Here is a 17,368-nt window from a genome sequence, read left to right as displayed (position 1 = left end):
CGCCTGACTGCCCAGAGGATCAACCATGTCCAACCGTGAAATTTCCCGGCGTTCGTTCCTGCAAGGCGGGCTGATCGCCGGTGTCGGCGTGACCATGGCGCCGCTTGGCAGCCAGGCCTTCGCCGCCCTGATGGAAGACCGCGTCACCACCTCGCCGCAAAAGTGGATGAACCACGACGGCAAGGCGCGTTTCCGTAACGACGCGCTGTCCAAGGTGTGCGGCAACAAGGTGTTCGCCCGTGACATCCGCGCCAAGGACATGCCCGGCTGGCCGCAGCAGCAAGGCCACGCCATGCTGCTCAAGGCCACCAAGGCCGACCGCATCTACGCAGGCTACGACCTGTCGCTGCTGGGCGCCGAGCTGCAGCCGGACCGCATCGTCACCGCCGACGACCTGAAAAAGGACGGTATCGCCTGGCCCGAAGCCCACTCGCCAGACCCGCTGCTGCCGCCCGGCCAAGTGCCGATGTTCATCGGCCACCCGGTGGCGATCCTGATCTGGAACGACTTCGAACGCTTCCGCAAGGCCAAGCTCAAGCTGCAGTTCAACGACCAGGCCATCCGCTATGGCGTCCAGGCCCCGCTGTACCAGCGCGACCCCTACGGCAGCTTCCGCTTCGTGCGCGTGGGCGGCAACACGCCGTTCGACGAGGACGAATACTCGAGCCTGAAGAACACCATGCTGTTCCCCACCATCCTCGCCCGCAAACCGGTGTGGACCGCCGAGCCCAAGCAGCACGGCAACCTCACCGAGCAGGGGATGTTCTACGCCCAGCGCATCGACGAGCAGCTCAAGCAGCCGCCGGAAAACTGGCTGCTGTTCGACGAGCGCTACAAGACCCCGTCGATCGAGCCGGCGGCGCTGGAGCCGGACAACGGCAACGGCTGGTACGACCCGGCCACCGGCACCCTGCATTTCGTCGTGGCCACCCAGTGCCCGTTCGAAGTGGCGCAGGAATGCGTGCACATGATCAAGCCGTCGCGCTTCGGCCTGAAGAACCTGAACATGCACCCCGGCTACACCGTGGGCTACGGCTCCAAGGACAACAACATCTTCGTGTTCTACGCCGCCGTCGCGGCCTTGTACGGCGCGGGCGTGCCGATCCGCCTGGCCAACGACCGCTACGAGCAGTTCCAGAGCGGCATCAAGCGCCATCCGTTCGACATCCGCTACCAACTGGCGGTGGACAAGAACGACCTGAGCTTCAAGATCTTCCGCGCCGACATGAGCGTCGACGGCGGCGGGCGCATCAACTACAGCCCGTCGGTGGCGGCAGTGGGTGCCACCGCGGCGCAGTCGATCTACTACATGCCGCAGAACGACCTGTCCGTCACCGCCTACCACTCCCGTGGTGTGGAGGCCGGCTCGATGCGTGGCTACGGCACCCTGCAGAGCATGGCCGCCACCGAGATGATGGTCGATGAGATTGCCGACCGCCTGGGTGTCGATGCCATCGAGCTGCGGCGCAAGAACGCGCTCAAGTCGGGCATGAAGAACACCCAGGGTGCGGTCCCGGCCGGTGCCCTGCGCCTGCACGAGATCCTCGACAAGGCCAGCGCCCATGAGTGGTGGAAAAACCGCCATGAGCGCAAGCAAGCCATGGACGCCAAGGACCACGACAACTGGTATGGCGTGGGCTTTGCCATCACCCAGAAAGACTTTGGCACCGGCTCCGAAGCGCCGATGGCGGCGGTGGAGTTCACGGCCGACGGCCAAATCACCCTGCGCCATATCGGTACCGAGCTGGGCACCGGCATGTCGACCTCGCAGGCCCTGGTGGTCAGTGACTTCCTCGGCCGCGTTGCCGACCATGTGCAGACAGCCCAGACCGAATGGCCTGAGCTGCAACTGAGCACCAGCGGCAACCCCTACCTGATCAGCCAGGCCGAGCAGGACGCCGCGCTGCGCAACCCGCGTTGGGTCGGCAAGCTGGCTTCGCCGTCGTCGGCGACCAACTCGGCGTTCTACTTCAGCCACGCCACCCGCGAAGCGGCCCGTGTGCTGTTCAACCACGGCCTGTGGCCGGCGGCCATGGCCCTGTGGCGCCAGGGCCCTTATGGCGGCCAGGCCAACCCGCTGGTGGTGCGCCGCGAGAACGCGGTGTGGGTCAACGGTGAACTGACCGGTAACGGCCTGGCACCGATTCCGTTCGCCACGCTGGCCAAAAAGGCCCATGAAATGGGCCTGGTCACCGGCGTCAGCGTGCACGGCTTCAACCGTTGGAGCTGGGCCGAGGCCGACTTCGTCATCGACGGCGTGCGCGAGCGCCTGCCGCTCGATGCCCTGGCGGTCAAGTACGGCGACGGCGCGGTGAACGCCAAGAAGGCGCAGATGAACAGCGCCGGCTTCCACCTGCTCGACCGGCAGAACGCCGTGTACCCGGCGACCCAGCTGAACAACGCCATGGTCACCTACTACAGCCCGGTGGCGACCATCGTCGAAGTGAAGGTGAACAAGGGCAGTGGCGAAGTGAGCGTGCTCAACCACCACAGCTGGGTCGAGTGCGGCCGGGTGCTGGTGCCCGAACTGGTCAAGGGCCAGCTCGAAGGCGGCATCGCCATGGGTATCGGTCACGCATTGCTGGAAGAAATGCCCTTGTACGAGGGTGGCCCGGGTGAGGGCGACTGGAACTTCAACCGCTACCGCCTGCCGATGGCCAAGCATGTGGCGGTGTGGCAGCAGACCTCGGAAATCCTGCCGCCGTTGTCGCCCACCGACCCGTCCAAGGGCATCGCCGAAGTGGTGATGATCCCGGTGGTCGGCGCCATCGGCAACGCCGTGGCCCATGCCATCGGCAAGCGTGTCCGCGACCTGCCCATCACCCCCGCCCGCGTCAAGGAGGCCCTCAATGGCTGACCGCAAGCTGCAACTGACCCTCAACGGTCAACCTGTCGTCACCGAAGTGGTCCCCGATGACCTGGCGATGCTCGACTACCTGCACGAATACCAGAACCTCACCGGCTCGCGCCTGGGCTGCGGCCAGGGCATCTGCCATGCCTGCGTGGTGATCGTCGACAACCCCGACGGCACCAGCGAGGAAGTGCGCACCTGCATCACCGGCGCACATTACTTCGAGGGCAAGAAGGTGCGCACCATCGAAGGCCACGCCAAGCGTGACGAGGCCGGCAACCTCACCGAGCTGAACCCGATCCAGCAGAAGTTCGTCGACCGCTTCGCCTTCCAGTGCAGCTACTGCGCCCCGGGCTTCGTCAACGCCGCCACCGTGCTGGTGGAGAAGGCCCAGCGCAAGCCGCTGAAAAAGAGCGAGCTGGAAGACGCCATCGAAGCCAGCCTCGGCCACCATGTGTGCCGCTGCACCGGCTACGTGCGCTACTACGAGGCCACCCGCGATGTGCTGGGCGACCTCGGCCTGGTCAAGGAGGGCTGAGCATGACCCGTGTTTTCAATGGCCTGGCCCTGGCTGTCGGCCTGGTGCTGGCGTGCGGCGCGCAGGCGGCGGATGAGCAACTGGTCAAGCGCGGCGAATACCTCGCCCGCGCGGCCGACTGCATGGCCTGCCACACGGCCGAAGGCGGCGCGCCCTATGCCGGCGGCCTGCCGATCCATTCGCCGTTCGGTACCATCTACGGCACCAACATCACCCCGGACAAGCAGTACGGCATCGGCAACTACAGCACCGACGAATTCTTCGCCGCCCTGACCGAGGGCAAGCGCAAGGATGGCGCCAACCTGTACCCGGCCATGCCCTACACCTCGTACCACCTGGTCAAGCGTGAGGACTCGGACGCCATCCACGCTTACCTGATGACCGTGGCACCGATCAATCGCCCAGCGCCGGAAACCAGCCTGAGCTTCCCGTTCAACGTGCGCGCCGGCCTGATGGGCTGGAACATGCTCTATGGCAAAAGCGTGCAACTGGAAGAGGGCAAGGGCAACAGCGAAGCCTGGAAGCGCGGCCAGTACATGGTCGAAGTGCTCGGCCACTGTGGCGAATGCCATACCCCGCGCAACCCGATTGGCGCGCTGCAGCAGGACAAGCGCCTGACCGGCGGCCTGCTGCTGGGCTACCTGGCGCCGAGCCTGCTGGCCAAGGACCTGGCCGAACGCGGCTGGAACCAGGCTGACCTCGCCACCTTCCTCAAGCACGGCATGAGTGCCCAGGGCAGCATGTTCAACGAGATGTACCCGGTGGTGCACCACAGCACCCAGCACCTGGAAGACAGCGACCTGTCGGCCATGGCCACCTACCTGCTGGGCGACCAGCCGCCGGCGGCCAAGGTGATACAGGCGGTGGCCCATGAAACCCTGGGCGAAAGCGCCAAGCGCGGTCGCCAGCAGTACCTCAACGTCTGCGCCGGCTGTCACGGCGTCGATGGCGAGGGCAAGCCGCACATCGCCGTGGCCATGCAGGGCAACACCGTGTTGCGCCAGGCCGACTCGCGAAACCTGGTCAAGGCCATTGTCGACGGCATCCGCGAACAGCAGTTCACTGGTTTCGAGCGCATGCAGCCGATGCCGGGCTTCGCCGACAAGCTCGACGACCAGCAGCTGACCGACATGGTCAACTACCTGCGTGAAGCCTGGGGCGGTTTGCCGGGCGACCTGAGCACCCAACAGCTGGCCCAGCTGAAGGCGGACTGAAGTGCAGCATCTCGACCTGCAGGTGGTGCAACAGGCGGCGCAGTGGTCGCGTGACGGCTTGCGCGTATGGCTGTGCACCGTGCTCTGCACCTATGGCTCGGCGCCCCGTGCGCCGGGCTCGCTGCTGGCCGTGAGCGAGAGCGGGCACTGGGTGGGGTCGCTGTCCGGCGGTTGCGTCGAGGAGGACTTCCTCGAACGCGTCGCCGCCGGCGAGTTCGTCGATGCCGTTGCCGTCGTGCGCTATGGCGACGGCAGCGACACCCGTTCGAACATCCGCCTGCCCTGTGGCGGCATCCTCGATGTGCTGGTCGAGCACCTGCCGGGCGATTGCGAAACCCAGGCTCACCTGGCGCAACTGGAGTCGGCGCTGCTGGGCCGGCGCCGGTTGTTGCGCGAGGTGAACCTGCGCAGCGGTGCGCGGCAACTGCACGACGATCTAAGCCAGGGGCCGCGGGTGGAGCAGGGCGAAGCCAGCGTGCGCCTGCGCGTTGGCGCCGCCCAGCGCCTGCTGCTGGCGGGGTATTCGAGCGTCGCGCACTTCTGCGCCGAGTTCGGCAAGGGCCTGGGCTTTGAAGTAGTGCTGTGTGATCCGCGTGACGAGGTGATGGACAACGTGGTGCTCGACGGGATAGAAATCCGCCGGGAACTGCCCTCGCTGTTCATCGCCAACGGTGGCTGCCACCGCGACACGGCGGTGGTGGCGCTCACCCACGACCCGAAGATCGACGACCTGGCCATGCTCGAAGCCGTACAGACCGAAGCTTTCTATATAGGCGTGATGGGCTCACGCGCCACCTCGGAAAAACGCCGTGAACGCCTGCGCCGCATCGGCGGGCTCGGCGATGCCGAGATGGCCCGTATCCATGCGCCCATCGGCCTCAACCTGGGCAGCAAGACCCCGGCGGAAATCGCCCTGGCGGTGCTCGCCGATATCCTGCGTACCCGCAGCGGCATTGGCCGCGAGGCACTGTGACGGTCGTCGCGCTGGTACTGGCGGCCGGGCAGGGCTCGCGCTTTGGCGCGGACAAGCGCCGCGCCGTGCTCGCTGATGGCCGCAGCTTGTTGCAGCACAGCGTCGAGCGGGCCCTGGCGGTGTTCGACGAGGTGCGGGTGGTACTGCGCGACGGTGAGCGTGCCGACATGCTGGGGTTGCCTGGCGCTTGTTGCATCGTCCCTAGCCCCGATGCGGGGTTGGGCATGGGGCACAGCCTGGCGGCCGGTGCGGCTTCGTTGAGTGACTGCGATGCTCAGGCGGTGGCCATCGTACTGGGGGACATGCCCTGGATCATGCCGCAAACTTACCGTCGCCTGGTCGAGGCGGCGGATCCGGCAGCTATCGTGGTGCCGCGCTACCAGGGCCAGAACGGCCATCCGGTGCTGTTCGGCCGCGATTATTGGCATGAGCTGGCCGAGTTGTGCGGTGATGAAGGGGCGCGCTCGGTGCTGCAACGGCACCGTGATCGCGTACGGGTGTTGGACGTGGACGACAGTGGGGTGTTGCGCGACGTCGATACACCTGCCGCGCTCGACTAGACTGCTTCGGGTCGTTCAAGGCCCATCGCAAGGGCACAGGCTTCCCCTTCCTTTCCTCTTATGTCAAGTTTCCAACCCCGCGGCCATCCCGCCCCCCTGCGATCGGTGTGTGTTCCCCCCCCCCCCCCCCCCCGCGATGGCTGTTAAGCAGCATCGTTCACCGACGCCACCTTTGCGGTGGCCTCCTAGCAGGGACCCAATTACCCACCCCAGGCACAGGAGCACAGCAATGACTACCTCACCTGACGACAAACGCCCACAACCAGACCCGGCGGAAGACAACGCCTTCTTCCCCTCGCCGTATTCCCTCAGCCAGTTCACCTCCAGCAAGTCCGACCTCAGCGGCGCCGACTACCCGGCCCCTTATAAAGGCGGGCGCTGGAAAATCCTGCTGATCGGCGCCGATGAGCGCTACCTGCTCACCGACAACGGCACGCTGTTCTCCACCGGCAACCACCCGGTGGAAACCCTGCTGCCCATGTACCACCTGGACAAGGCCGGCTTCGCTTTCGACGTGGCCACCCTGTCGGGCAACCCGGTCAAGTTCGAGTACTGGGCCATGCCCGGTGAAGACCAAGAGGTGCTGGGCCTGTTCGAGCGCTACCGCACGGCGTTCAAGCAGCCATGCAAGCTGGCCGAGGTACTCGAAGGCTCGTTGGCCGACTACATCGGAGTCTTCATCCCCGGTGGCCACGGCGCGCTGATCGGCCTGCCGCACAGCAAGGAAGTCGGGCAGGTGCTGCAATGGGCCGCCGACCACGACAAGTTCGTCATCAGCCTGTGCCACGGCCCGGCCGCGTTGCTGGCCGCCGGGCACCTCTACAAGGGCTACAAGATGTGTGCCTTCCCCGATGCCTTGGATGCCCAGACCCCGGACATCGGCTACATGCCCGGCCACCTGACCTGGAAGTTCGGCGAGCGCCTCAAGGCGTGTGGCGTCGAAATCATCAACGACGGTATTTCCGGCGCCGTTCACCAGGACCGCAAGCTGCTCACCGGCGACAGTCCGCTGGCGGGCAATGCGCTGGGCAAGCTGGCCGCCGCGGCGCTGCTCAAGGCCGCCAGCGGCGGGTGATCGGCACGCTTGCCACTACAGTGGCGCCTTGGGCGGCTCAGCCCTCGTGCGCCACGCTCAACACCACCTTGCCGATATGCCGGCCCGACTCCATCAATGCATGGGCCTGGCTGGCCGCCGCCAGCGGCAGGGTGGCATGGATCAGCGGCTTGACCGCGCCACTGTGCACGTGGTGCCAGACCTGAGCCTGCAGCTCGGCGAGAATTGCCGCCTTGTCGTCGGTACTGCGCGCGCGCAGGGTCGAGCCGATATGGGTCAGGCGCTTGGTCAGCATGGGGAACAGGTCCACCCCGCTGGCCGGCCCCTTGATCACGCCGATCTGCACGATGCGCCCGTCCAGGGCGGCGGCCTGGAAGTTCCGCGCCACGTAGTCGCCGGCAATGATATCGACGATCACATCCACGCCCTTGCCCTCGGTGTGCAGCATCACCTGCTCGACGAAGTCTTCGCGGGTGTAGTCGATGGCCACATCGGCGCCCAGTTCAAGGCTGGCGGCTTGCTGGGCAGCATCCTTGACTGTGGTGAAGATCTGCGTTGCGCCAAAGGCCTTGGCCAGTTGGGTGGCGGTGGTGCCGATGCCCGAGGCGCCGCCATGGATCAGGATGCTGTCGCCGGCCTTGAAACCGCCGCGCTGGAACAGGTTGACCCACACGGTCATGAAGGTTTCCGGCAGTGCCGCCGCTTCGATCATGCTCAGCCCCTGGGGCAGGTGCGCGGTGGTGCGCTCATCGGCCGCGGCGTATTCGGCATAGCCGCCACCGGTTACCAGGGCGAGCACGGCATCGCCGAGGGCGAAGCGACTGACCTGTTCGCCCAGTGCCACCACCTTGCCTGCGATTTCCAGGCCGGGGATGTCCGAGGCACCGGCGGGCGGGTCGTACAGGCCCTTGCGTTGCAGCAGGTCTGGGCCGTTGACGCCGGCGGCGTGGACCTCGATCAGCACTTCGCGCGGGCCGGGCCGGGGCGTGTCGCGGGTGGCCGGCTGCAGCACCTGCGGGTCGCCGGGCTGGGTGATCTCGATGGCAGTCATGTGGCGGGGAAGGATGTGACGCATGGTGACCTCTGTCATTCTGAACAACGTGCCGCACAGGGTAGGGCGCAACCACCTTGCGGTCGCGCGGCGTTTTTGCGGCGCACCGTTGCAGATTTTCTTCGAGGAACGCGCTGATGAATTGGGATGACGCACGCATGCTGCTGGCACTGAGCCGCGAACGCACCTTGCGCCGGGCGGCGCGGGTGCTGCGGGTCGATCAGGCCACGGTGGGGCGGCGGGTGGCGGCGCTGGAGGCCGACCTGGGCTCGACCCTGTTCCTGCGTACGCCCGCGGGTTATCAGTTGACCGCCAGCGGCGAGCTGGCGGCGGAACTGGCGCAGCAGATGGAGCGCGCGGCGCTGGAATTGGCCGCACGGCTGCAGGGCACCGATAACGAGTTGGCCGGTGAGGTGCGGATAGCGACCACCGATTCGCTGGCCTGCGACTTTGTCTTGCCGGCCCTGGCGCAGTTGCAGCAGAGCCATCCGCAGATCCGGGTGATCCTTGCCAGTGGCTCGGAGCTGGTCAACCTGTCCCAGCGCGAAACCGATATCGCCATCCGCAACCTGCGCCCCGACAACCCGGACCTGGTCCTGCGCAAGCTGGCCAGCTGGTCGCTGGGCCTGTTCGCCAGCGACAGCTATGTGCAGCGCTGTGGCGAGCCGGGCGAGGGCGACGGTTTCAGCGGTCATGAACTGGTGGTCTACGAGCCGTATTGGCGCGGCAACCCGTCGCCGACTTTGGTGGATGAGCCGATAGGCCAGGCGCGGGTGGCGCTGGCGGTCGGCTCGAACCTGATGTTGCGGCGGGCGATCGCCAGCGGCTTGGGCATCGGTGAAATCCCCATCGAGCTCGGCGAGCGCGACGGCCTGCGCCGGCTGTGGCCGACCCGTGCGCGACGCAAGCCCTATGAGGTGTGGCTGGTCACCCATCAGGACTTGCGCCACACCGCACGGGTGCGGGTGGTGATCGAGGCGCTGGTGCGCGCCTTCGCCATGCCATCGGCTGGCTGACGAAGGCACCTGTTCAGCTGCGCACGAACGCCAGCAGATCGGCGTTGATGGTCTCGGCATGGGTGGTCGGCATGCCGTGGGGGTAGCCTTGGTAGAGCTTGAGCGTGCCGTTGCGCAGCAACTCGGCCGAGCGCACCCCGGCGTTTTCATAGGGCACGATCTGGTCGTCATCGCCGTGCATCACCAGTACCGGGATGTCGATGCGCTTGAGGTCTTCGCTGAAGTCGGTCTGTGAGAAGGCGACGATGCCATCGTGGTGCGCCTTGGCGCTGCCCATCATGCCCTGGCGCCACCAGTTCAGGATCACCCCTTCGGCCGCTTTCGCCCCGGGCCGGTTGTAGCCGTAGAACGGCCCGGCGGGCACATCGTGGAAGAACTGCGCGCGGTTGGCCGCGACCTGGGCCTGGAAACCGTCGAACACCGATTTCGGCAGGCCGCCGGGGTTGCCCTCGGTCTGGACCATCAGTGGTGGCACGGCGCTGATCAGCACGGCCTTGGGCACCTTGTCCTGCGGATGGCGGGTGAGGTAGCGGACCACTTCGCCACCGCCGGTGGAATGCCCGACATGCACGGCGCCCTGGCTGTCCAGGTGGTTGACCACGGCGGCCACATCGTCGGCGTAGTGGTCCATGTCGTGGCCATCCCACACCTGGCTTGAGCGGCCATGGCCACGGCGGTCATGGGCGATCACCCGGTAGCCGCGTGCCAGGAAGTAGAGCAGCTGGGCATCCCAGTCGTCGGCGCTGAGCGGCCAGCCGTGGTGGAAGTGAATGGCCTTGGCGTCCCGTGGCCCCCAGTCTTTGTAGAAGATTTCCACACCATCTTGCGTCGTGACGTAGCCCATGATCGCTTCTCCTGTGTGATGAGCCTGCGCAGGCAGCCTGAGTTTTCAGGCCGTCGAACAACTGTAGGAGCAAACGACGTTTGCCCATGACCTTCCGTCTTGTAATGAACCCCGCGCAGGTGCAGAATTCACGCCAATTACGTAATACGTACCACGCTACGAAGTATCGGAGACAACATGGCCCGGGCCGGCATCAGCAAAGCGCAAGTTCAGCAGGCTCAGCAATCGCTGATGGCCAGGGGCGAGCATCCCACCATTGATGCAATACGTATCGAACTCGGCAATACCGGCTCTAAAACCACCATTCACCGGCACCTCAAATCCCTTGAGCAGCAGCCCGTCGGGCTGGCTGACAGCACCAGCCTGAGCGAGCCGCTGACGCGGCTGGTCGCGCAACTGGCGGCGCAACTGCAAAAAGAAGGGCAGGCGCGCATCGACGCGGCCGAGGCGCTGCACAACGAACAGTGCGCGCAGTTGCAGCTGCAACTGCAACTGAGCCAGCGCGCATTGGCCGCTGCCCATCAGCAGCACCAGGATCAGGCCAGTGCCTTGCAGGCCGCGTCGGACAAACTGGCCACCACCCAGGCCAGCCTGCAGGCGGAACTGTTGCGCAGCGCCAGCCTTGATCAGGCGCTCGGTGAGCTGCAGTTGCGCCTGGCCGACAAGGACGCGCAGATCCGCTCGCTTGAAGACCAGCAGCGGCGTGTCGACACCCAGGTGCGGCAATTGCAGGGCCAGTTGCAAACCCTGCAGCAGGGTGGCATCGCCCGTCAGGAAGAGCTGACCCGCCTGCACCGCGACAACGAACGCCTGCTGGCCGAGCAGCGCCAGGCGGTTGCGCAACGCACGCTGCTTGACGGCCAGCTGGAGCAACGCGATGCCCAGGTGCAAGGCTTGCGCGCGATCCTTGCCCAGGCCCAGGGTGCCGGCGAAGAGTTGCGCCGTCAGTGCGCCGAGCGCGACCAGCAGCTGGCCCAGCTGCGCGCCAGCCAGCAGCCAGGATGAGCGGGGCTGCGACCCACTAAGCGGCTACCGGGCAGGCTATAGTCATTGCCGTCGAGAGTTGGATGACAAGGGATCCAGATGTGCGCAGCCAGGAAGCAGACTGAGGAGGGCGCCTTTGCCGTGACGGGCGAGGGCCGTGCCGTGGCGTTGTTCCGCCTGGTGCTGGGTTTCATGTCCGTGGTGATGTTGGCCTTCATGCTGATCGAGGGCTGGCGGATCTGGCGCGATTACCGTCAGGCCTTTTTCAACGCCGAGAACGCGGTGACCAACCTGGCCCGGGCCACCGCCCAGCACGCCGAGGATGCCATCCGCCAGGTCGACGCCATTACCGCGGCGCTGGCCGAGCGCCTTGAGGGCGATGGCTTCGAGCACATCGACCGGCCGCGCCTGCATGCGCTGCTCAAGCAGCAGGTGCAGATCATGCCGCAACTGCACGGGTTGTTCGTCTACGCGCCGGACGGCAGCTGGGTGGTCACCGACCAGGACGTGGTGCCGGCCAATGCCAACAACGCCGACCGTGACTATTTCATCTACCACCGCACCCACGCCGACCGCCAGGTACGCATCGGCGAGGTGGTGCGCAGCCGCTCGACGAATGACCTGATCATCCCCATCTCGCGCCGCCTGGACTACCCTGACGGCCGCTTTGCCGGGGTGCTGCTGGGCACCATCAAGGTCGATTGGTTCGTGCGCTATTACGGCGACTTCAAGATCGACGAGCGCGGCGCCCTGGTGCTGGCCAAGCGCGACGGCACCATCCTCGTGCGCCGGCCATTCGTCGAGCAGGTGATCGGCCGCAGCCTGGCGGGCAGCGATATCTTCCGCAAATACCTGCCCTATGCCAGCGAAGGCGTGGCCGAGGCGGTGGCGGTGGTCGATGGCACGCCACGCTTGTATGGATTTCGCGCGTTGTCGAGCTACCCGTTGGTGGTGGAGGCGGGGTTGTCCCGCGAGTCGATCATCGCGCCGTGGCGCCACGACATGCTCAAGTCGCTGGTGGTGCTGGTCTTGCTGCTGGTCGGGGTGGCCGGCTTTGGCTGGGTGGTGCTGCGCCAGTTACGCGAACGCATCGTCATCGAGCGGGCGTTGCACCAGGCACACCAGACGCTCAAGGCGCTGGCCCTGACCGACAGTTTGACCGGGCTGGGCAACCGCCGGCGGCTGGACGCGGTGCTGGAGCCGGAGCTGCGCCGGGCGCGTCGGCAGGGCTATGCGGTGGCGCTGGTGATGCTCGACCTCGACTATTTCAAAGCCTACAACGACCGCTATGGGCACCTGGCCGGCGACGAGTGCCTGCGTCGTTTTGGCGGGCTGTTGAAGCAAGTGCTCAAGCGCCCGGGCGACCTGGCGGTGCGCTATGGCGGCGAGGAGTTCACTCTGTTGCTGCCCAATACCGATGCCCAGGGCGCCAGCCAGATCGTCCAGGAAGTCCTGCAACTGCTGCGCCGCCAGGCCATCGAGCATGGTGGCAGCCCACTGGGGCAGGTGTCGGTCAGCGCCGGCATCGCCGTGGGGGCGCCCACCCTGGAGGCGGTGACACCAGAAAACCTGATGGCTGCGGCGGATGCGGCGCTGTATCAGGCCAAGCACCAGGGCAGGGACCGGTTTTGCCTGGCGGGCAGTGTGGAGGTCGGCGTGCAGCCCTGAGCGTCTAAACGGCTAGCCGCATGGCACAACGATCTTCAAGCCCATGCGCCCGTTCGCCTGCCAATATCGTTTTGAGGCGCTGATCCAGCGCCTCATCCCCCAGCTGTTCGAACCCATAACGCTGGTAGAACGGCCCATTCCACGGCACTTCGCCAAAGGTGGTCAGCGTCACCGCCTGCAGCCCGAGCTGGCGCGCTGCTGCCACCGCCCGATCCAGTAACTGCCGGCCAAGGCCTTGGCCCTGGGCGTCCTGGCGGACCGACAGCTCATCGATGTGCAGCACCCCGTCGACACGGTTGGCACACAGGAAACCCAATGGCCGGTCCTGCGCATCCACCGCCACCCAGCTGGTGCCCGCCAGGAAAAATTCGGCATGCTCCGCTTCATCCATGACCTCGCTGTCGGCCAGCCAGGCCAGTGTCGGGTACTGCCTGAACGCCTGGGCGGCGGAGCGTTCGATGGCGGGCAGGAGGGGGAGGTCGGTGGCGAGGGTGGGGCGAACGGTCATGGCAGGGGCTCGAGGTGGGTAGTGGGATTGTGCCCTAAAGCCAGAGGTGATCAAGATCGATGCTGGCCTTTTGCGTGCATCGCCGCCTGGATATGCCCACATCTTGTCGGGAATCGTCCTACGAGCTTTCGGACTGATCCTGCATATTTCGATGGCAGGCCCCGCTAGCTTGGCAGCTTTTCCCCTGGCAGGGCGACGCTGTGCAAGCCCTTGCCAGACTGACCTGACAAGGGACAACGGATGTTCGACTCGACACTCACAGACCGCCTGCGCTTTCACGTGCCGGCGGTGCAGCACGATCTTCAGGTACTGGCGTTCAAAGGCGACGACGCCATCAGCAGGCTCTTCAGCTTCGATATCGAACTGGTCAGCGAAAACCCTCGCCTGCCGCTCGAACCCATGCTCAACCAGCCGGCCTTCCTCGCCTTCGATAACAAAGGCGCCGGTGCGCATGGCGTCATCACTCACTTCCGCCAGGGCGCCATCGGCACCCGGCTCACCCACTACCACGCCCGGCTGCAGCCGCGCCTGGCGCGCCTGGGCCTGCGCCACAACCACCGAGTGTTCCAGCAGCGCACGGTGGCGCAGATCGTCGGCCAGGTGCTCAGTGAGCATGGGCTGTTCAGCGACAGCTATCAGTTCCTCCTCGAAGAGCCTTACCCACCCCGTGACTACTGCGTGCAGTACGGCGAGAGCGACCTGGCGTTCATCGAGCGGCTGTGCCAGGAAGACGGCATCCACTACCACTTCAGCCATTCGCACCTGGGCCACCGCGTGCTGTTTGCCGATCACCAGTCGCATTTCCCCCGCCTCGGGCCTGCCGTGGGCTTTCACCCACCGTCCGGCATGCAGGCCGACACGGTGGTGGTCAGCCGCTTCGGCGTGGGGGTACGAACTGCGGTCAACCAGGTGGAGCTGCGTGACCACGACTTTCGCAAGGCCGCCTTGCCGCTGGCCTACCCCAGCAAAAGCGGCGAGGCCCAAGAGGTGGCCCTGGAGCACTACAGCTACCCTGGCGGCCTGCGCCAGACCCTCGACCAGCAGCTGGGCGGCTCGCTGAGCAAGCGGGCGCTGCAACGTTGCCGCGCCAACCATTGCCAGGCAGAGGGCGCGAGTGACGCCCCGCATCTGCTCAGCGGCCACCTGCTGCAACTCACCGACCACCCGCGCGAGCCGTGGAACGACCTGTGGCTGCTGACCAGCGTGCACCACGAAGGGCGCCAGCCCCAGGTGCTCGAAGAACACGCCGAGCCCGGTGATGCCGCGCAGCGCTACAGCAACACCTTTACCGCCACCCCCTGGGACCTGCTGTTCCGCCCGCCGCTGACCCATTCCAGGCCGCAGATACCCGGCAGCCAGGTGGCCAGGGTCACCGGCCCGGCCGGCGAAGAGGTGTATTGCGACGCCCTGGGCAGGGTCAAGGTGCAGTTCCACTGGGACCGCGAAGGCCGCAACGACGCGCACAGCAGCTGCTGGCTGCGGGTGATGTCCAGCTGGTCCGGCGATCACCACGGCGCCGTCACGCTGCCCCGGGTCGGCATGGCGGTGGTGGTCAGCTTCCTCGACAACGACCCCGACCAGCCGGTGGTCAGCGGCTGCCTGCCCGACAGCCTGCACCCGCCACCCTATGCCCTGCCCGAATACCGCAGCCGCACGGTGCTGCGCAGCCGCAGCCTGGGCGGCGGCGGTGGTTACAACGAGCTGGCCATGGACGACCGCGCCGGGCAGGAGCTTTTGTACCTGCGCGCCCAGCGCGACTTCGAGCAACTGGTGGTCAACGACAGCCACGTGCAGATCGGCGGCCACCGCCAACTGCTGGTCGGGGGCGACAGCCTGGTCACGGTGGAGGCCGACGAGCAGCGCAGCGTGGGCGGCGAGCGCAAGGTGCTGGTGCGGGCCAGTGACCACCTGGTGGTCGAGCAAGGCAGCCAGACCCGCGTGGGTACGGTGCTGGTGCAGCACGCCGGGCGCCAGGTGCAGGTGTCGGCGGACGGCGAGGTGGTGGTGGAAGGCGGGGCCAGCATCAGCCTCAAGGTCGGCGGGCAGCACCTGGTGATCAACAGTGCCGGGATTTTTGCCAGCAGCCCGATCCAGGTGGGGGGCACGCCGGCGGCCAGCGTCATGGCGCAACCGTTGCTGCCGGGCGACAGCCAGGCGCAGCCTGCTCCGTTGCTACCGACCACGGTGGGCCCGGTACAACTGGAACTGGTGACAGCGAGCCAGGCGTTTCACAGTGTGATGTGTCCAGTGTGTGACAGCTGTTGCGAGGCACTGTCCTTGGGAGGTGCCGTATGAACGCGCCCACCCCTTGGCAATGGATGGCACGGGAGCGGGCCAGTGGCCGCGACATCGTGCTGATACTGGATGCCGGCTTCGACGCCCGCCAGGCCCTCATGGCCCACCTGGGCTCAGAGCGCTGGTGCGCGTTGTACCACCAGACCGAAGTCGCCCACCTCGCCGCGCATGGGCCTGTGTGCTTCCTGATTGGTGAAGGCGAGGTGCGTTTGCTGCAGAGCCTGCTGGAAGCGCCGCACGACAACTGGGGCTGGCTGGCCAGCCTGGCACCCGGTGAGCTGGCAGCCTGGGTCGAGCATTGGCGTGCCCGGCTGCTGCTGGGCCAGCGGCCGCAACGGGCGTTGTACCGCTTCCACGACAATCGCGAGCTGGCCCGGGTGATGGCGATGCCGGAGCACAGGGCCGCCTGGCTCGGCCAGGCTATCAGTGTGTGCTACTGGCAGGCCACGGCCTGGCAGGTGGTGGACAACCCGGCGCCGCGCGCCTACCCGGCCCCGTCCGACCCAAGCTGGTTTCCCACCCCGGCCGAGGCCGCAAGCGATGGCGTCGTCTTGGCCAATGCCCATCGCTATCTCTGCAGCCGGCATCTGCCTGCCTACAGCGCCCTCGCCGAAAGCCAGCCGCCCCTCGACTGGCTGGCAAGCCAGCTGCGCCAGGCCCGGGCCTGGGGTTGGCATACGGGGGAGGCGATCGAGTTCCTGCTGATGCTGAGCCTGCACTCGCCGGGGTACGAGGTGCCGCGTGAGTGTGCGCCGCTGGTTGATGAAAGCCCTCAGGCGCACCTGGAACGGTTGCGGCTTCGCACGGTGTTTTGAACAGGGAGGAAAGTATGAAGAGTTCGATACTCAAGTGTGGGGTGCTGGTCGGTTTGGTTTCAGCCGTGGGGTGCACTGAAGAAAAGCCAAATACGTTCAAGTTAGTGGGTGAATTACCCCCTGACTTTGGGTACGCGGCGGTTGCGCTCTATGAGCCTGAGCCCGGGACAAAGTGCGAAGTGACCGATTGGCGTAGAACCATGCCGTCGTTCAATAGGAATTGGCCTAAAGAGTACAGCCCGACGTTGACCATTGAAATTCGAAAAACAATCAAGGGCTGCCGGATGATTGTTAGTCATATAAAAATCAGAATCATGGCCTCTTACGGGAGCGCTTTTTACCATCGATCAGAAGATAGGGCTAATGTTGGGATTTATACAGAGCTGGATGAAAAATATCGGCGCGTCATGAATGCCGAGGATGGAGATACGTTCTACGGTAAATGTCAGTGGCTATTTCGCACTATGGGGCCGGATCGTGTAATTCGAAAAATATTAGATTGCAAGAAAGACAATGAGCGCGGCGAGGTTTCTCTCGGGAGTCCTTTTGGTGCTTACCTGGTCAGTCAACTTCCTGGCAAAACAGTAAGAATGAATATTAGGCTTAAAGATAAAGAAATCCCTTCAATTGGAGATACTTGGATCGAATTCCCCTATGGATGGAAGAGATGCTTAGGGAAGGGCGTTAATGATCTTTACGGGTTTTGCCGGGGAAATCAAACAAATTTTGTTAATTTCAAGATGCCGGACGGACGCATCTGCAACATTTATCCAAACTGCGGTGAATAATCAATGATGAATCGCGACGAGTTCATAAAAGAGATAAATCATCCAGTGAATGGCCTTATGTTGGTCTGCCCAAGTCGTGACGGATCAACAAGCTTTCAGTTAGTGGATGAGCTAGGGAGTGGCGCCTCATATGCGGGGGCTTTTTATGAGGTTGTCGACATGGAGGGGGTGATATATAAGGGTGCACTAAATGCGGAGGGTAGAGGGGA

At 65.4% G+C, this 17,368-nt stretch carries 16 protein-coding genes; 13 read left to right on the top strand and 3 right to left on the bottom strand.

Translation table 11 applies throughout. The annotated features are described in order from the left end of the window. The first annotated feature begins 25 nt into the window (after positions 1-25). The 6 genes from ACO6VM_RS05045 to hchA all read left to right on the top strand — a co-directional run bounded on the left by ACO6VM_RS05045 (position 26) and on the right by hchA (position 7,211). Positions 26-2,857 carry a xanthine dehydrogenase family protein molybdopterin-binding subunit gene (locus ACO6VM_RS05045; protein ID WP_422402852.1) on the top strand — a complete coding sequence of 944 codons (2,832 nt, stop codon included), beginning with the start codon at positions 26-28 and terminating at the stop codon, positions 2,855-2,857. After that, positions 2,850-3,389, top strand: a complete 540-nt coding sequence (locus tag ACO6VM_RS05040; protein ID WP_110992682.1) for a (2Fe-2S)-binding protein — start codon at positions 2,850-2,852, stop codon at positions 3,387-3,389. Before ACO6VM_RS05045 ends, ACO6VM_RS05040 begins: the two co-directional genes overlap by 8 nt. Positions 3,390-3,391: 2 nt before the next feature. Then, on the top strand, positions 3,392-4,603 hold the full coding sequence (locus ACO6VM_RS05035) for a c-type cytochrome (RefSeq protein ID WP_422402851.1): 1,212 nt from the start codon (positions 3,392-3,394) through the stop codon (positions 4,601-4,603). Between the two features lies 1 nt (position 4,604). Then, a complete protein-coding gene (locus ACO6VM_RS05030) occupies positions 4,605-5,576 on the top strand; it encodes an XdhC family protein (protein WP_401057328.1) in 972 nt (323 codons plus the stop codon). Further along, on the top strand, positions 5,573-6,136 hold the full coding sequence (locus tag ACO6VM_RS05025; protein ID WP_401057327.1) for a nucleotidyltransferase family protein: 564 nt from the start codon (positions 5,573-5,575) through the stop codon (positions 6,134-6,136). Before ACO6VM_RS05030 ends, ACO6VM_RS05025 begins: the two co-directional genes overlap by 4 nt. A 229-nt stretch (positions 6,137-6,365) precedes the next feature. After that, complete coding sequence (hchA, locus tag ACO6VM_RS05020) at positions 6,366-7,211, top strand: glyoxalase III HchA (protein ID WP_422402850.1); 846 nt, start codon at positions 6,366-6,368, stop codon at positions 7,209-7,211. A gap of 37 nt (positions 7,212-7,248) precedes the next feature. Here hchA and ACO6VM_RS05015 read toward each other — a convergent pair whose 3' ends face one another. Further along, a complete protein-coding gene (locus ACO6VM_RS05015; RefSeq protein WP_422402897.1) occupies positions 7,249-8,241 on the bottom strand; it encodes an NAD(P)H-quinone oxidoreductase in 993 nt (330 codons plus the stop codon). Between the two features lie 22 nt (positions 8,242-8,263). Between ACO6VM_RS05015 and ACO6VM_RS05010 the strand changes: the two genes are divergently transcribed. Then, positions 8,264-8,392, top strand: coding sequence for a hypothetical protein (locus ACO6VM_RS05010; RefSeq protein WP_390969311.1), 129 nt, complete (start codon positions 8,264-8,266; stop codon positions 8,390-8,392). Continuing rightward, a complete protein-coding gene (locus ACO6VM_RS05005) occupies positions 8,379-9,257 on the top strand; it encodes a LysR family transcriptional regulator (RefSeq protein WP_401057325.1) in 879 nt (292 codons plus the stop codon). The genes ACO6VM_RS05010 and ACO6VM_RS05005 overlap by 14 nt, the downstream gene beginning before the upstream one ends. Before the next feature lie 13 nt (positions 9,258-9,270). Here the strand turns inward: ACO6VM_RS05005 and ACO6VM_RS05000 are convergent, their stop codons facing one another. Beyond that, positions 9,271-10,101, bottom strand: a complete 831-nt coding sequence (locus tag ACO6VM_RS05000; protein ID WP_422402849.1) for an alpha/beta fold hydrolase — start codon at positions 10,099-10,101, stop codon at positions 9,271-9,273. A 177-nt stretch (positions 10,102-10,278) separates the two neighbouring features. Here ACO6VM_RS05000 and ACO6VM_RS04995 point away from each other — a divergent pair, with 177 nt between their 5' ends. After that, complete coding sequence (locus ACO6VM_RS04995) at positions 10,279-11,106, top strand: DNA-binding protein (RefSeq protein ID WP_422402848.1); 828 nt, start codon at positions 10,279-10,281, stop codon at positions 11,104-11,106. Between the two features lie 78 nt (positions 11,107-11,184). Continuing rightward, positions 11,185-12,753 carry a sensor domain-containing diguanylate cyclase gene (locus ACO6VM_RS04990; RefSeq protein ID WP_422402847.1) on the top strand — a complete coding sequence of 523 codons (1,569 nt, stop codon included), beginning with the start codon at positions 11,185-11,187 and terminating at the stop codon, positions 12,751-12,753. Between the two features lie 4 nt (positions 12,754-12,757). On the opposite strand, the gene ACO6VM_RS04985 is transcribed toward ACO6VM_RS04990, so the two are convergent. Next, entirely contained in the window at positions 12,758-13,261 is a 504-nt protein-coding gene (locus ACO6VM_RS04985; RefSeq protein WP_422402846.1) for a GNAT family N-acetyltransferase, read from the bottom strand. Positions 13,262-13,501: 240 nt separating this feature from the next. On the opposite strand from ACO6VM_RS04985, the gene tssI reads away from it, so the two are divergent. Genes tssI through ACO6VM_RS04970 form a run of 3 tightly spaced genes read left to right on the top strand, consistent with a single transcriptional unit; the run spans position 13,502 to position 17,159 of the window. Then, positions 13,502-15,556, top strand: coding sequence for a type VI secretion system tip protein TssI/VgrG (gene tssI / locus ACO6VM_RS04980; protein WP_422402845.1), 2,055 nt, complete (start codon positions 13,502-13,504; stop codon positions 15,554-15,556). After that, on the top strand, positions 15,553-16,371 hold the full coding sequence (locus ACO6VM_RS04975) for a DUF4123 domain-containing protein (protein WP_422402844.1): 819 nt from the start codon (positions 15,553-15,555) through the stop codon (positions 16,369-16,371). Before tssI ends, ACO6VM_RS04975 begins: the two co-directional genes overlap by 4 nt. Before the next feature lie 14 nt (positions 16,372-16,385). Continuing rightward, on the top strand, positions 16,386-17,159 hold the full coding sequence (locus tag ACO6VM_RS04970; RefSeq protein ID WP_422402843.1) for a hypothetical protein: 774 nt from the start codon (positions 16,386-16,388) through the stop codon (positions 17,157-17,159). The last annotated feature ends 209 nt before the right edge of the window (positions 17,160-17,368 follow it).

It is taken from the genome of Pseudomonas sp. GZD-209 (genome assembly GCF_049310485.1).
Taxonomy (GTDB): domain Bacteria; phylum Pseudomonadota; class Gammaproteobacteria; order Pseudomonadales; family Pseudomonadaceae; genus Aquipseudomonas; species Aquipseudomonas sichuanensis.
This window is presented reverse-complemented; position numbering and strand designations above follow the sequence as displayed.

Excerpts from the sequence above, each read along its gene's own strand:
- ACO6VM_RS05045 (WP_422402852.1), top strand. The coding sequence starts at position 26 with ATGTCCAACCGTGAAATTTCCCGGCGTTCGTTCCTGCAAGGCGGGCTG.
- ACO6VM_RS05040 (WP_110992682.1), top strand. The coding sequence starts at position 2,850 with ATGGCTGACCGCAAGCTGCAACTGACCCTCAACGGTCAACCTGTCGTC.
- ACO6VM_RS05035 (WP_422402851.1), top strand. The coding sequence starts at position 3,392 with ATGACCCGTGTTTTCAATGGCCTGGCCCTGGCTGTCGGCCTGGTGCTG.
- hchA (WP_422402850.1), top strand. The coding sequence starts at position 6,366 with ATGACTACCTCACCTGACGACAAACGCCCACAACCAGACCCGGCGGAA.
- ACO6VM_RS05015 (WP_422402897.1), bottom strand. The coding sequence starts at position 8,241 with ATGACTGCCATCGAGATCACCCAGCCCGGCGACCCGCAGGTGCTGCAG.
- ACO6VM_RS05010 (WP_390969311.1), top strand. The coding sequence starts at position 8,264 with ATGGTGACCTCTGTCATTCTGAACAACGTGCCGCACAGGGTAGGGCGC.
- ACO6VM_RS05005 (WP_401057325.1), top strand. The coding sequence starts at position 8,379 with ATGAATTGGGATGACGCACGCATGCTGCTGGCACTGAGCCGCGAACGC.
- ACO6VM_RS05000 (WP_422402849.1), bottom strand. The coding sequence starts at position 10,101 with ATGGGCTACGTCACGACGCAAGATGGTGTGGAAATCTTCTACAAAGAC.
- ACO6VM_RS04995 (WP_422402848.1), top strand. The coding sequence starts at position 10,279 with ATGGCCCGGGCCGGCATCAGCAAAGCGCAAGTTCAGCAGGCTCAGCAA.
- ACO6VM_RS04990 (WP_422402847.1), top strand. The coding sequence starts at position 11,185 with ATGTGCGCAGCCAGGAAGCAGACTGAGGAGGGCGCCTTTGCCGTGACG.
- ACO6VM_RS04985 (WP_422402846.1), bottom strand. The coding sequence starts at position 13,261 with ATGACCGTTCGCCCCACCCTCGCCACCGACCTCCCCCTCCTGCCCGCC.
- tssI (WP_422402845.1), top strand. The coding sequence starts at position 13,502 with ATGTTCGACTCGACACTCACAGACCGCCTGCGCTTTCACGTGCCGGCG.
- ACO6VM_RS04975 (WP_422402844.1), top strand. The coding sequence starts at position 15,553 with ATGAACGCGCCCACCCCTTGGCAATGGATGGCACGGGAGCGGGCCAGT.
- ACO6VM_RS04970 (WP_422402843.1), top strand. The coding sequence starts at position 16,386 with ATGAAGAGTTCGATACTCAAGTGTGGGGTGCTGGTCGGTTTGGTTTCA.